Raw genomic sequence first — 13,921 nt, 5'->3', positions numbered from 1 at the left:
ACAGAAGGATCCACACCATGACCCAGTTCCCGCCGCAGCCGTCGCCGGGCGACGGGGGCCGTATCGCGGAGGGCTTCCACAGCCTCCTCAAGAACGTCGAGCAGGTCATCAGCGGGAAGACTCACGCGGTGCGGCTGGCCCTCACGACCCTGCTCGCCGAGGGGCATCTGCTGCTGGAGGACGTACCCGGAGTCGGCAAGACGTCACTGGCCCGGGCCATCGCCGCGTCCATCGGCGGTGAGTGCCGCCGTATCCAGTTCACCCCGGACCTCCTCCCCTCCGACATCACCGGGGTGTCCTTCCCACCGGGCCTGGACGCGGCACGTCGGGGAGACTTCCGCTTCCTGCCCGGTCCGGTCTTCGCCAACGTCGTCCTGTGCGACGAGGTCAACCGGGCCTCTCCGAAGACCCAGTCCGCCCTTCTGGAGGTCATGGAGGAACGCCAGGTCACCGTCGCGGGCACCTCCCACCCGGTGCCCCCTCCGTTCCTGGTGGTGGCCACCCAGAACCCGGTGGACTTCGACGGCACCTACCCGCTCCCCGAGGCCCAGCTCGACCGGTTCCTCATGCGGGTGCGTCTCGGCTACCCCAGTGAGGAGGCCGAGTTCGGCCTGCTCAGATCGGAGGGCCGCGGCCTCACCCCGGAGGCCCTGAGCCCGGTGATGAACGTCGACGAGATCGGGCGGCTCGCCCACGCCGCGACCCGGATCGTGGTCAGCGACCCCGTGCACCGGTACATCGTGTCCCTGGTCACCGCCACCCGCACTGCCGACCCCCGGATCCGGCTGGGGGCCAGTCCCCGTGCGTCGCTCGCGCTGCTGCGTGCCGCGCGGGTGTGGGCGGCGGCCGACCACCGCCACTTCGTCGTGCCCGAGGACATCAGGGAGCTGGCGGGACCGGTGCTGGCACACCGTCTGCTGCTCACGTCCGAGGCCGACTTCGCGCGGTCGGACGCGGAGAACCTGATCACCGAGCTGCTCGGCCGGCTGAAGGTTCCCCGTTGATCACACGTACGGGCCTGTGCGCGCTCGCCGTCTGCGCCCTGCTGACCGTCCTGTCCGTGGTGTTCGCCTCCCCCGCCCTCGCCCTGCCGGCCGTCGCCGGTCTGCTGGCGCTGGGCGCCGCCTGCGCGGTGACCCGTCCGGCGACCGGGACACGCGCCGCACTGCAGGTGGCGACGCCCTCGCTCCCCCGCGGCCGGAACGTCCGGGTGGAGATCCGGCCCGGCGGACGGCTGCCCCGCTGCGCACACCTGCGCCTGTGCCACCGGGGCCCGCACGAAGCACCGGTCTCCCTCCCCCTTCCCGGCCCGTCCGACGCCTCGCCGCTGAGGCTGTCCGTGCCCGCCCCGCGACGGGGACTGCTCCGGATCGGGCCCGTCGTGCTGCGGCAGGAAGACCCGCTGGGCCTCTTCCGGCGCGACACGGAACTGACCCCCGCGCACCGGGTGGAGGTGCACCCCGCCGTGACGGCCCTGTCCCTGCGTGACCTCGCCCGGGGCCCGGCGGACTCGGGCGGCGGGCACCGGGCCGCGCCCTCGCTCGACGCGGACTTCTTCACCCTGCGGGCCTACGACCCCGGGGACGACCCGCGTCACATCCACTGGCTCAGCAGCGCCCGCAGCGGGCAGTTGCTGGTACGCCGGTCCGCCGAACCCGTCGTGACGCGCTTCCCGGTGGCGCTGGACCTGGACGCCTCGGCCTATGCCGGCCCCGCGCTGTTCGAGGAGGCCGTCGACCTGACGGCCTCGCTGCTCGTGGCCGCCGTACGCAACGGGGCGGCCGCACGGCTGTGGATCCTCCCGCCGGGCGACACGGGTCCGGGCTGCACGGAGTTCACGGGCGTCGCCCAGGTCCTCACCGAACTGACCCGTGTGCAGGCGCGGTCCGGCGCGGACGGGGGTCCGGGCGAGCGGGATACGGCGGGACGGGGGCGGCGGGCACCGCACCGTGTGCCGTCGGACCAGGCCCCGCTGACCGTTGTCACCGGGGGTGCCCGGCCCGAATGGCCGTCCCTCCCACGGCAGTTGCGCGGCAGACGGTCACGGGTCGTCGTACTGCGCCTGGCCCCGGCGGACTCCGGTCCGTCGTACGAGCGGCCTGCGGCCGTCGGCGCGGGCTCCGGGCGGGCGACCGTGCGGACGGCCGCCGACGCCGTCCATGGCCTGGCCCTGTGGTCGGCGGCGATCCGCCGGACAGGCCCGCGGGGGTACCGATGACCGGGCGGCCGTCCGTGCGGGGCGGGCTCCTCGCACCGCTGTGGGCGGGCGGGGCCGCCTGGAGCGCAGGACTCGTCTTCCACCGGGCCTTCGGATACGGGCCCCTGCTGCTGCCACTCACGGTGGCGGCGCTCGCACCGGCGCTGACCCTGCCGGCGCTCGCGCTGCGCCGCAGACTGCCGCCGGTGGAGTGCACCCTGCCGGCCCTCCTGGTCCTCGGGCCGGTCGTCTGTGCCCTGCTCCTGTTCTCCGACAGCGGAACCGGCTCATACCCCTGGTCCGCCGTGCGGGCCGCCGCCGAAGCGGCACCTCGGGGCTGGATCCGGCTGCTCGGCACCGGACTGCCGGCGGCCCCCACACCCGAACTCCTGTGTTTTCCCTTCCTCTTGACCTGGCTGGCCTCCCTGCTCGGTGCGGAAGCGGCCCTGCGCCTGCGGGCCCGCGGCCTCGCCTCTCTGCCGGCGGTGATCCTGCTCGTCGTGGGCGTGATGTGGTGCGTGCCGGGGGACGGTTCGGCGGTGCCGGAGGCGACCGCCGTCACCCTGTGCGCGGGCGCGCTGCTCCGCGTGCGCTCCGGTGGCCGGCGGCCACGTGGTGGGCCCGGGCAGGGGCCGCGACGGTCACGGGGCAGGGTGACCGGATACGTCTGGACGACTGCCCTGGTCGCGACAGCCGCCACGATCACCTGGACGCTGCCCTGGCCCGCCCAGAACACGGGGTACGACCTGCGCGACCGGGTGACGGCACCGGTACGGACGGACACCGCCGTCGATCCGCTGGCGCAGCTCGCGCGATGGCACCGGGCCTCCGGCACACCCCTGTTCACGGTGACGGGACCTGCCGGGGACCGCTGGCGGCTGTGTGCGCTGACCGCGTTCGACGGGCGGCGCTGGGCGCCGGAGGGGACGTTCGTGCCGACCGGTGGCGTCGTGCCGGCGGCCGGCCCGGCCGGGCGGACACGCTCGGCGAAGACCGTGGCGGCAAGAAGGTCTGTACATCACCGAGTTGTGCTCTCGGGCCTCGACGGCGCCTTCCTTCCCGTCCCCGCCGAACCGGTGCGCATCGCCGGGCCCGCGGTGGCGGTCAGCCCGCGCGACGCAACGGTGCTGGCCGTCCAACGGCCCGGCCGCGGCACCGCCTACACCGTGGATTCGGTCCCGGTGATCAGGCCCGCGCCGGTGGACATGCCGGGACTGCGGTCCGCAGGCGCCGGCTCCGCCGCCCGTGACCTGCCTCCCGGAGTACCCGGCGCCCTGACGGAACTCGCGGGCACGTCGACCGCGCGGGCCGACACCCCGTATGCCCGTGCGGCCGGGATCGCGAAGCGGCTGCGCGAGGAGTACACCCATGTGCCGGACGCGCCGGGAGTCGCGACGTACGGCGGTGTCGCCCGGTTTCTGGAGGAGCGGCAGGGACCGGCCGTGGTGTTCGGTGCCGCCTTCACCCTGGCGGCCCGGCTCAGCGGGCTGCCCGCACGGCTTGTGGTCGGCTTCGTGCCGCGAGCCGCCGAGGATGCCGCGCACGACGGCCGCACGGTGACCGTTGCGGGGCGCGACGCCAAGGTCTGGGGCGAGGTGTACTTCGACGGCGTCGGCTGGCTGCCGTTCGACCCCGTGCCGCGACCGGGACGGGCCCACTCGGTCGACGCACGGCCGTCCGCCACCGCCCAGAAGCCGACCCCGTCACCCACGTCGTCGAGCACCGCACCCCGCCCGTCCCGCACGCCCGAGGCCGCCCCCGCCACCGCGCGGGCGACTCCGCGCACGGCACCAGTCGACCCGGACGACTGGCTCCTGCCCCTGTGCCTGTCGCTGGCGGGACTGCTGTTCGCGGCGCGGGCACTGCGGCTCGTCGTCCTGCCCGTGCTCCGTGAACGGGGTTCCCGACGGGCGGCCACGCCCGCGGACCGTGTGCGCGGTGCCTGGCACGCGGCCGTGCGCCGGCTCGCCGACGCCGGGGTGCCGGTGCCGCCGTCGGCGAGCGTCACCGACGTGGGCCGTCTCCTGGCCGGCGCGGCCGGACCGGATGCCGGGCCCGCCGCCACGGGGTTGGCGCACGCCGCCCAACGGGCGCTGTACGGCGATCCCGGCCCGGAGGCCGGGAGGGCTTCGTGCGTCACGGCGGAGGAGGCGGACCGCGCCTGGGACCGCTGCGACCGGCTGGCCCGAGCACTGCGCCGACGGTCGGGCATCGCCGGTCCGTCGTGCTGGCTCCTCCTCGTTCCCGGTCCGCTGCTCCTGGCCTGGCGCCGCGCACGGGCCGCGTCACGTGAGAACCGTGCGGTACGGCCGACGTCGCAGGGGGTGGTCGAGCGGGACACCCTCCGCGAAGCGCGCGGCTCCGGCGACCCGGGCATGTCCCGCGGCACGCACGGCCCCAGCGACCACGACACGTCCCACGGCACGCACGGCCCCACCGACTACGACACGCCCCACGGCACACACGGCCCCAGCGACCACGACACGCCCCGCACGGCGGACCCGGCATGACCGAGACCGTCCAGCCTCGCGCCGCCGCCCCGCTTCTCGCCACCGCGGGCGCGGCGGCGGTGCTCGTGGCCACCGTGCGCACCGCCGACGACGCACGGTTCCCGCCCGTCCCGGCCGCCGCCCACTCCCTCGACGACCTGGCCCGGCTGCTGGTCGAACGCTGCGGACTGGCCCCCGGCCGGCTCACGCGCGTCGTCGACCCCGCGGGGCCCGAGGATGTCATCGGTGCCGTGACCGACGTGCTCGCGCGCGCCCCTGACGTGCTTCTGCTGTACTTCGTGGGCCACTCGGAGATCGGCGAGCACAACGAACTCCGGCTGAGCACGGGCCGTACCGGGGCGCGCGGCGCGGCCATGCACTACTCCTCGCTCGACTTCGCCCACCTCGTCCAGACCGTCTCCTCGGCGAGCCCGCGGCCGCAGAGCGTGATCGTCGTACTGGACTGCTGCTACGCGGGCCGGGCCCTGTCGGTGAACCTCGGCCCGCTGCGGAGGAGTTACCTGCTCACCGCCTCCTCCCCGCACGAGCAGGCGCTGGCCCCGCTCGGGGAACGGCACACCGCGATGACCGGCCGGCTGATCGGGCTGCTGGAGCGGGGCGCCCCCGGACTGCCCGCGGACCTCACCCTCCACGACGTGGCGTCCCATCTGAGGGAGAACCTGACGCCGACGCCGATGGTGCAGTCACGGGGCAGCGCCGAAGTGCTCTGCCTCGGCCGCAATGTTCATCCCGAGGCGCTGGCCGACCGGGCCCAGCGGAGTGCGGGGCTGCGCCGGGACAGCGGGGTGTGCCCGTATCCCGGTCTGCGCCCCTTCGACGCCGGCACCGCCCGCTGGTTCCGCGGCCGTGACCGGCTCACCAGCCGGCTGGCGGTGGCGCTCACCGCGCCGTTCGGGCCGCCGCTGCCGGTGATGCTCCTCGGCGCCTCGGGCAGCGGAAAGTCCTCCCTCATCCACGCGGGGCTGCTCGGCGATCTGGCCCGGGCACGGACCGTGGCGGGCAGCGAACGACGTCCCCGTATCGTCCTGACCCCCACGGACCGGCCTCTGGACGCCCTCGCGGAGGCCTTCTCCGCCCCGCTGGGCAGGCCGCGCGAGGTGCTGCGCGCCGAACTGGACCAGGGCGCCGGGACGATGACGGCCTGGGTGCGCGAGGTGGCCGCCCGGCAGGACACCGGGCCGTTCCCAGGACCGGCCGCCCCGCCCGAGGACGGTGCCGCACCCGGCGAACTCGTCGCCGGACCCGTGATCGTCGTCGACCAGTTCGAGGAAGCCTTCACGCTCTGCGAGGACCCGGCCGGGACGACGGTCTTCGTCGAGGCACTGTGCGCGGCGGCGCGGGCCACGGCCCCGGCCCCGGTCCCGGGTGCGGGCGGGGCTCCGCTCGCGGCCCATGTCCTGCTGGCGACCCGGGCCGACTTCCTGGGCGTTCTCGCGTCCCACCCTCCGCTGCTGGAGGCCCTGCACGGCCATCAGGTCGTCGTCAGCCCGCTCACCCACGACGAGGTGCGCGAGGCCGTGCTCGGTCCGGCCCACGCGGAGGGTCTGGAGGTGGAGGAGGGGCTCGTCGAAGTCATCGTCGGCGATCTCGGTGTCCCGCCCGGCGACTTCGACGCCGCCGGGAGCCCGGCCGAGCAGGCCGGATACGACGCGAGCATGCTGCCCCATCTCGCCCAGGCTCTGCTGGTCACCTGGCAGAGCCGGCGGAACGGTCTTCTCACCCGGGCCGCCTACCGTGCCTCCGGAGGCATCGCCTCGGTCGTCGCGAGCGAGGCCGACAAGGCCTATCAGAGCCTCGACGCCGAAGACCGGCGTACCGCACGGCTGTTGCTGACGAGGCTGGTCCAGTCCGTCGAGGGCCGGCCCCCGACCCGCAGGAGGGCGACGCGCGACCGGCTGCTGCGCGAGCTCGGCGACCCCGAACGCACACAGCGGGTTCTGGAGCGTCTGCGTGCGGCCCGTCTGGTGGCCCTCGACTCCGATGCGGTGCCGGGCCGTGAAACGGTCCAGCTCGTCCACGAGGCGCTGCTGCCCGCCTGGCCCACGATGCGCAACTGGCTGGAGCAGGACCGCGACTGGCTCGCCCGTCGGCAGCAGATCCTTCAGGCCGCCCACGCCTGGCACGAGGCGGAGGACGACGAGTCGGTGCTGTACACCGGCAGAATGCTGGACGAGGCCTGGGCCGCGGCAGAGACCCGGCCGAAGGACGATCTGGGCGGTCTGGGCTGGCGCTTCCTGCGGGCTTCGGCGCAGCGTGAGCGGCGGTCCGCCCGATCCCTGAGGATCATGCACCGTACCGTCCGTCTGCTCTCCGCGGCGGTGGCGTGCCTCGTCCTCCTCATGGCCGCCGGCGGGGTGCGCTGGGCGGACCGGGAAGAGACTTTGACGGTACGTCAGAAGGAGCATCTGTCACGCTCCCTGGCGGCTCGGTCGGACGTGCTGCGGGCCGTGGATCCGGTGCTGGCGGGCCGACTTGCGGTGGCCGCGTTCCGCAGCGCGCCGACCGCACAGGCCCGTGCGAGCCTGTACGCCAGTGCCGCCGCCGCGATGCCCGCACGCGAATCACAGGGCTCGTCCACCCTGCTGCCATCGGCCGAGGCCGTGGCCTTCGCGCCCGGCGGCAGTCACCTCGCCGTCCAGGCGGGCGCCGAGGTGTTGCTGTGGGACACCGGCCGGCACCGGACCACCGACACCCTCGACCTGCCCGACGGCCGGCCCCTGCTGGCGCTCGGGTACAGCCCCCGTATCGATCTGCTGGTCGGCATGGACTCCAGCGGCCGCCTGCTGGGCTGGCGGACCGGCCCCGGACCGCCGCACCGGGCACCGGTGGTGCTGTCCGGGGAACCGGGCGAGGTGGCCGACTCCGTCGAGATCACCTTCCGCGCCGACGGCGGGATGCTGGCGGCGGCCCAGGTCTTCGGACTGTCCGGCGCCCGGGACCGCAGCGACACCAGGCTGTGGCGGGTGACCGGCGGCGGCGAGCTGACCGACGCGGGCACCCTGCGGCACACCTACGCGGTCTTCGGCCCGTACGGCGAAACGCTCGCGGAACGCCACGACGACGGGCGTCTGCTGCTCGGCCGTGGCCAGGGCGACGGCAGGACGTTGCGGGAGCGTCTTCCGGCCGACCGGCAGGCCGACGTCCGTGCGCTGCCGCTGTCCTTCAGTCCCGACGGCCGCCTGCTGGCCGAGGGCCGCGGCGGCGGCCGGGTCGCCCTGTGGAGCGTGCGCGCCGACGGGAGTTCCGCCCGGCTGACGTCCCCGTCCGACGGGTTCCAGCTGGGTACGGGAACGGTGCACAGCCTCGGATTCTCCCCCGACAGCCGCAGCCTTGCCGTCGCCGCCGACGCCGTGAACCTCTGGGACGTGAGCGACGACGGGCCGCCGCGCTTCGCCGGAACGGTGGACCGGGGGGTGGACTCGCCCAAGGTCCGGCTCCCGGAACCGGTCGGGAAGGTCGTCTTCGGCGGGCGGACATCCCTGCTCGCCGTGACGGGCGAGCAGACCCGGCTGTGGGACGTGGGCTCCCTGTTGAGCCCCGGGCATCTGACGACCCTGCGCCTGCCCGGAAGTCCGTCCGCCGTCGCGCTGTCCCCCGACGCGCGCGAGGTCGCGGTCGGGCTGCGCGACGGGACCGTGCGCCGGTACGCGCTGGGCGGACCGGGGCGGCCTGCCCGGGCACTGGCCCCCGTACCGTCAACAGGCTCCGTATCGGGGCCCGTTGGTCTCCTGGCGTTCCGGCCCCACGGCCGCACCCTCCTCGTCGGACGACCGCGGACCACCGAACTGTGGGCAGTCGGCACCGGCGGACTCCACCGCGAGAACCTGCCGGGCCCTGCGGCCGGGACGGCGGTGGAGTACGCGCCCTCGTCCGACGTTCTGCTGACCTCCGACCCGGGCGGGGGGCACCGCCTGTGGGATCTCTCGGCCGGTTCCGGCCCGCGACAGCTGCCCGGCCTCCGGGCGCAGGGCCGGGCGAGCACCGCGGACCCGGCCCTCAGTTCCCGGGGCAACCGGCTGCTCCTGCAGGACGTGTCCGCGCCGTCGCTGTACGGCATCGGCAAACCCGAGGGAGCCCGTGCCCGTGAGCTTCCGAACCCGGAGTGGGGTGCCGTGTCGTCGTACGAGCGGTTCGACCCCTGGCCCCGGATCGCGCTGTCCCCGGACGGGAGCGTGCTCGCGACGGCCCGTGGCGGCACCCTGTCGACCTATCGCCTGGACGGCACGGGCGAGCCCGCCACGCAGACCTCCGTGGCCGCGCACCTCACCCACCTGGCCTTCAGCCGGAACGGGACCCTCCTGGCCACCGGCGACGACACCGGACGCGTCCGTCTGTGGAGCACCGGCGGGGACGCCGAGCTCCGTCCACTGACCGACTACGCACGCGCGAGCGCGGTCACCTCACTGGCGTTCGGCCCGCAGGACACCCTGGCCGTGGGCTACGCGGACACCACGGTCACCGTCTCCCGCCTCGCCCCCGCGTTTCTGATGTCCCGGGTCTGCGCGACGGCACCGCCCGACTCGATCACCACGACGTGGACCCGGTACGCGAAGGACGTACCGCTGGCAGACGTGTGCCCCACGGCCGACGACTGACGTCCGACGACCGACCACCGCCCCGAACCCCGAACCCGACCGGCACAGGAGAGAACATGGACCAGTTGACCCTCACCGTCACCGCCCCCGATGGACATCCGGCAGCGGACGACGACCTGCGGGACCTCTTCCGAAGGCTCGGCGAGGAACCGGAGATCGACGGTGTACGGCTGTGTGAGGACCCGGCGGCGCCCGGCACCCTGGGCGGGGCCCTGACGGCCCTGGAGATCATCATGACCAGCAGCGCGGTGACCGCCCTCGCTTCGGTGTTGCGCGCCTGGATCCGGGTTCGGGCGGTTCCCGTGAAGGTGTCGGTGCGACGGCCGCACGGCGACCAGGAATCCGAGGTCGTCGTGGAGGCCCAGGTCGTCGGCTTCGACGCGGAGACGTTCGGGCGGACGCTCGTCGAGGCCATGGAGCGGGCCGGTCAGCGGTGAACCAGGCGCCCCGGGTCCGGCAGTCGGCACTCTTCCGCGTCACAGTGCGCGTCAAGGGCGGATCGCCCCGTGCCAGGGTGGGCAACACCTTCAACAACGCCCAAATCCCGTCCCCCCACGAGCACTTCAGGGAGAGATTCCATGCTGCGCGGCATCGATGTGAGCGCGTACCAGCCTTCCGACTACGACACGGGCGGCATCTCCTTCGTCTTCATCAAGGCGACGGAGGGCCGTTCGTACGTCAACCCGAAACTCGCCGCCCAGACGAAGACGGCGCGCGAGGCCGGACTCGCCGTCGGCTTCTACCACTTCCTCTGGCCGGGCAACCTCACGGCCCAGGCGGAGTACTTCGTCAAGCACGCGCCCGAGAAGGCGGGCGACGTCCTCGCCGTCGACTGGGAGACGACCGGTGAGGGAACCCATGCGAGCAATGCGGAGAAGGACCGCTTCATCAGGAAGGTGAAGGAACTCCGGCCGAACCACCGGGTGGTCCTGTACTGCAACCGCCATTACTGGCTGAACGTCGACACCACGTCCTACGCCGGCGACGGTCTCTGGATCGCCGACTACGTCACGGCCGGCGAGCCCCGCATCCAGGCGAGGTGGCGCTTCCACCAGCACACCGACGACCCGCACGACAAGAACGTCGCCGACTTCCCGAGCAGAGCCGCGCTGCGGACCTGGGCCGAGGGCGCGTGACCGACCGGCGCGTGCCGGGAGGCGTACGACGAAGGGGCGCCCGTCCGCTGCCGGACCGGCGCCCCTGGCGTGCGCGTCAGCTGTTCAGGTACGTCCAGAACTCGTCGAACGACAGGACCTTGTCGCCGTTGAGGTCACGGGTCTTGATGATCGCCTCGGCCACCGACTCGGTGACGTTCCAGTCGCCCGACTGGGCCAGGGCGGTCTTGAACTCGGCCGCGGTGATGAAGCCGTCACCGTCCGTATCGATCCGCTGGAACTGCTTGCGTGCCTCGTCGATGTCCGCCACCGATCCGCCCCTTTTACTCGTGTTTCCCATACTGTGCTGTCGCACTGACGCAGGTCAGATTAACCGCCCGTCAAAACGCCCAGTGCGGCGACCACCCAGCCGGACTCGGGCGACGGGAGCAGGACCCCGACCCACCGCAACCGCAACACCCCCGGATGCCGCGCCCCACCGAACTCGCCCCACCGCCGGAGGCGGGCTCAGCGGTCTGCCACCCTCATTTCGAACCAGGTCGTCTTGCCTCGGGGGAGGAGGTCGACGCCCCAGCGGTCGGAGAGTTTGTCGACCAGGAACAGGCCGCGGCCGCTGATGTCCATGTCCTGGACCGGCATCAGGCAGGGCAGGCCGCGGGAGGGGTCGCGGACCTCGATGCGGATCCAGCCGCGGCGGCGGCGCATGCGGAGGCCGAAGACTCGGGCGCCGGTGTGGCGTACGGCGTTGCCGACGAGTTCCGAGACCAGGAGGACGGCGTCTTCCGTCATCTTCGGGGTGAGGCCCCACTGGCGCAGGACCACCACCTGGGTCAGCCGGCGGGCCGTGGCGGCCGATTCGGGGCGGGACGGCAGCGGCACCTCCGCCTCCGTGGGATTGCCGAACAACTCGAGTGCCTTCAGACCGTGTTCGTCCTCGACCGCAGGCGACCAGCGCGCCCCGGTCGGACGGCCCTGCCCCCGCGGCTGTTCGATACCCTCCAGCCCCGCCATGCCCCCATGATGGCCGCCCACCGGGACCTCCGGGGGCGTTCCTCCGGAATACGCCCCCCGGAATACATAATTCCGCACGATTCGACCGGCATATGCCAACGGCACATCGGAGCCCTCGACAGCCCATCTGACCTGCAAGGAAGAGTCACTTGGAGGCAATCGACCGGCTCCCTCGACAAGGCAGGCTTAAGACTGGCTTAAGGCTCCCATAAACCGCCCTATCGAGGGACCCCGATCAGACACGGAGCAGACGGACACCGCGTCAAGTGCCATGCGCTCAGAGGAACTTCGCCTTGCCCGGACCCTCCTCCACGAAGCTCCGCATCCCGCGCTCCCGGTCCTCCGTCGCGAACAGGCCCGCGAACCAGTTCCGTTCCACCGCGAGCCCGGTGTCGATGTCCGTCTCCAGCCCGGTGTCGATCGACTCCTTCGCCGCGCGCAGCGCGAGCGCCGGGCCCTGCGCCAGCTTCGCCGCCCACGCGTGCGCCTGCGCGTACACCTCCTCGGCCGGGACGACCCGGTCCACCAGACCCAGCGCGAGCGCCTCGTCGGCCTTCACCATCCGGCCCGTGAAGATCAGGTCCTTCGCCTTCGAGGGACCGATCAGCCGGGACAGGCGCTGCGTGCCGCCCGCCCCCGGGATCAGGCCCAGCAGGATCTCCGGCTGGCCCAGCTTCGCGCCCTCCGCGGCGATCCGGAAGTCCGCGCACAGCGCCAGCTCGCAGCCGCCGCCCAGCGCGTACCCCGTGACGGCGGCCACCACCGGCTTGGGGATACGGGCCACCGCCGTGAACGAGTCCTGCAGGGCGCGGGCGCGCAGGACCATCGCCGTGTGGTCCATGGCCTGCATCTCCTTGATGTCCGCGCCCGCCGCGAACACCTTCTCCCCGCCGTAGATCACCACGGCGCGTACGTCGTCACGCCGGCCCGCCTCCTCGGCGAGCTCCTTGAGCCTGTCCTGCGTGGCGACGTCCAGCGCGTTCATGGGCGGGCGGTCGAGGCGCAGGACGCCGACGCCTTCGGCGACTTCCAGATTCACGGTCATGCAGGCAGGTTAACGGGCACTAACGACAACGGGCCCGGTGCGCTCCGTCACACCGGGCCCGTACGCCTGCGAAGGGCTACGCCTTCCACTTCTCCCAGGACATGTTCCAGCCGTTGAAGCCGTTGTCCGGGTCGACCGTCCGGTCGTTGGAGTTCTTCACGACGACGACGTCACCGATCATCGAGTGGTTGAAGAACCACGCGGCGGGCACCCCGCTGTCGTAGCCGCCGCGCACATCGCGCAGGCCGACGCAGCCGTGGCTGGCGTTGTAGTTGCCGAACGCGTCGCCGCCCCAGTAGTTGCCGTGGATGAAGGTGCCGGAGGTGGTCAGGCGGATGGCGTGCGGGACGTCCTTGATGTCGTACTCGCCGCCGTAACCGACCGTCTCGCCGTTCATCCGGGTGACCGTGAGCTTCTCGCTCATGACCATCTGGCCGTTCCAGGTGTCGTAGCCGGGCTTGCCGGTGGTGACGGGGATGGTCTTGACGACCTTGCCGTCCTGCATGACCTTCATCGTGCGCTTGGCGGCGTCGACGACCGAGACCTGGTTGCGGCCGATGGTGAAGGACACGGTCTTGGTCTGCTCGCCGTAGACGCCGTCGCGGCCCTCGACGCCGTCGAGGTTGAGCTCGACGGTGACCTTGGTGCCTTCCTTCCAGTACTTCTCCGGACGGAAGTCGAGGCGGTCGTTGCCGAACCAGTGGCCCTCGACCTCGACGGCCGGCTCGGTCTTGACGGTGATGGCCTTCTCGACGGCGTCGGGGCTGGTGATGCCCCGGGTGAAGCGGACCGAGAACGGCATGCCGACGCCGACCTTGGAGCCGTCCTCGGGGGTGAAGTTGCCGATGAAGGTGTTCTGCGGGGTCAGCGTGGTGAAGCTGGAGTCCTCGGCCGCCGTGCGGCCCTCGGAGTCCTTGGCGACCGCGTGCACCGTGTACTTGGTGGAGGCGGCCAGATGCGTGGACGGCTTCCAGCTCGCGCCGTCTGCGGCGATCTGCCCGGCTATCTTCGTGCCCTTGGCGTCCTTGACCACGACCTCGGTCAGCTTGCCCTTGGCGGCACCGACCTTGAGCGCACCGCTGGTTTCGACGGACTTGGCGCCGTCCTTGGGCGAGATGGAGACGACGGCCTCCGACTGCTTGCTCTGCGCGGAACCGGAATCCTTGCCCTTGCCCTGGCCACCGGACCCCGAGTCCGAGCCACCGCCCCCGCCGCACGCGGTGACCGCAAGGAGCAGCACACCGACCACCGGCGCCAGCAACGCCTTGCCCTTACGCGCCTTCTTCTGGGTCCCGCGCGCGTCAACCGACGCCCCCGATATCGGCCGCACGTTCAACTCTTCTCCCCTCGCCGGGCCTGGTCAGGCCCGCACCCCGGCGCGTCTCCCGCGCGCTCGGCGCATAGTAACCACAAGGCCAGGGGCGTCGGAGCCTCATGATTGTCACCGT

At 72.9% G+C, this 13,921-nt stretch carries 10 protein-coding genes; 6 read left to right on the top strand and 4 right to left on the bottom strand.

What is annotated here, in order from left to right; translation table 11 throughout:
- Positions 1 to 17 precede the first annotated feature (17 nt).
- From F7R91_RS24235 to F7R91_RS24210, 6 genes are all read left to right on the top strand, one after another.
- The gene (locus F7R91_RS24235) at positions 18 to 1,004 is read left to right on the top strand and encodes an AAA family ATPase (RefSeq protein ID WP_150951226.1); all 987 of its coding nucleotides are present in this window, start codon (positions 18 to 20) and stop codon (positions 1,002 to 1,004) included.
- Positions 1,001 to 2,218, top strand: coding sequence for a DUF58 domain-containing protein (locus F7R91_RS24230; protein ID WP_150951225.1), 1,218 nt, complete (start codon positions 1,001 to 1,003; stop codon positions 2,216 to 2,218). The genes F7R91_RS24235 and F7R91_RS24230 overlap by 4 nt, the downstream gene beginning before the upstream one ends.
- Positions 2,215 to 4,707 carry a transglutaminase domain-containing protein gene (locus tag F7R91_RS24225; protein ID WP_191971612.1) on the top strand — a complete coding sequence of 831 codons (2,493 nt, stop codon included), beginning with the start codon at positions 2,215 to 2,217 and terminating at the stop codon, positions 4,705 to 4,707. Before F7R91_RS24230 ends, F7R91_RS24225 begins: the two co-directional genes overlap by 4 nt.
- The gene (locus F7R91_RS24220) at positions 4,704 to 9,302 is read left to right on the top strand and encodes a WD40 repeat domain-containing protein (RefSeq protein ID WP_150951223.1); all 4,599 of its coding nucleotides are present in this window, start codon (positions 4,704 to 4,706) and stop codon (positions 9,300 to 9,302) included. Before F7R91_RS24225 ends, F7R91_RS24220 begins: the two co-directional genes overlap by 4 nt.
- Positions 9,303 to 9,358: 56 nt before the next feature.
- Complete coding sequence (locus F7R91_RS24215) at positions 9,359 to 9,739, top strand: effector-associated constant component EACC1 (RefSeq protein WP_150951222.1); 381 nt, start codon at positions 9,359 to 9,361, stop codon at positions 9,737 to 9,739.
- Positions 9,740 to 9,880: 141 nt separating this feature from the next.
- On the top strand, positions 9,881 to 10,438 hold the full coding sequence (locus F7R91_RS24210; RefSeq protein ID WP_150951221.1) for a glycoside hydrolase family 25 protein: 558 nt from the start codon (positions 9,881 to 9,883) through the stop codon (positions 10,436 to 10,438).
- A 76-nt stretch (positions 10,439 to 10,514) separates the two neighbouring features.
- On the opposite strand, the gene F7R91_RS24205 is transcribed toward F7R91_RS24210, so the two are convergent.
- From F7R91_RS24205 to F7R91_RS24190, 4 genes are all read right to left on the bottom strand, one after another.
- Entirely contained in the window at positions 10,515 to 10,727 is a 213-nt protein-coding gene (locus F7R91_RS24205) for an EF-hand domain-containing protein (protein ID WP_150951220.1), read from the bottom strand.
- Between the two features lie 197 nt (positions 10,728 to 10,924).
- A complete protein-coding gene (locus tag F7R91_RS24200) occupies positions 10,925 to 11,533 on the bottom strand; it encodes an ATP-binding protein (protein WP_191971611.1) in 609 nt (202 codons plus the stop codon).
- Between the two features lie 172 nt (positions 11,534 to 11,705).
- Complete coding sequence (locus tag F7R91_RS24195; RefSeq protein ID WP_150951218.1) at positions 11,706 to 12,473, bottom strand: enoyl-CoA hydratase/isomerase family protein; 768 nt, start codon at positions 12,471 to 12,473, stop codon at positions 11,706 to 11,708.
- Positions 12,474 to 12,549: 76 nt separating this feature from the next.
- Positions 12,550 to 13,809 carry a L,D-transpeptidase gene (locus F7R91_RS24190; protein ID WP_191971610.1) on the bottom strand — a complete coding sequence of 420 codons (1,260 nt, stop codon included), beginning with the start codon at positions 13,807 to 13,809 and terminating at the stop codon, positions 12,550 to 12,552.
- Positions 13,810 to 13,921 lie beyond the last annotated feature (112 nt).

It is taken from the genome of Streptomyces luteolifulvus (assembly GCF_008806595.1).
In the GTDB taxonomy this organism is placed as follows: domain Bacteria; phylum Actinomycetota; class Actinomycetes; order Streptomycetales; family Streptomycetaceae; genus Streptomyces; species Streptomyces luteolifulvus.
This window is presented reverse-complemented; position numbering and strand designations above follow the sequence as displayed.

What these genes read in the sequence shown, in the direction of transcription:
- F7R91_RS24235 (WP_150951226.1), top strand. Translation starts at nt 18, where the DNA reads ATGACCCAGTTCCCGCCGCAGCCGTCGCCGGGCGACGGGGGCCGTATC.
- F7R91_RS24225 (WP_191971612.1), top strand. Translation starts at nt 2,215, where the DNA reads ATGACCGGGCGGCCGTCCGTGCGGGGCGGGCTCCTCGCACCGCTGTGG.
- F7R91_RS24220 (WP_150951223.1), top strand. Translation starts at nt 4,704, where the DNA reads ATGACCGAGACCGTCCAGCCTCGCGCCGCCGCCCCGCTTCTCGCCACC.
- F7R91_RS24215 (WP_150951222.1), top strand. Translation starts at nt 9,359, where the DNA reads ATGGACCAGTTGACCCTCACCGTCACCGCCCCCGATGGACATCCGGCA.
- F7R91_RS24210 (WP_150951221.1), top strand. Translation starts at nt 9,881, where the DNA reads ATGCTGCGCGGCATCGATGTGAGCGCGTACCAGCCTTCCGACTACGAC.
- F7R91_RS24195 (WP_150951218.1), bottom strand. Translation starts at nt 12,473, where the DNA reads ATGACCGTGAATCTGGAAGTCGCCGAAGGCGTCGGCGTCCTGCGCCTC.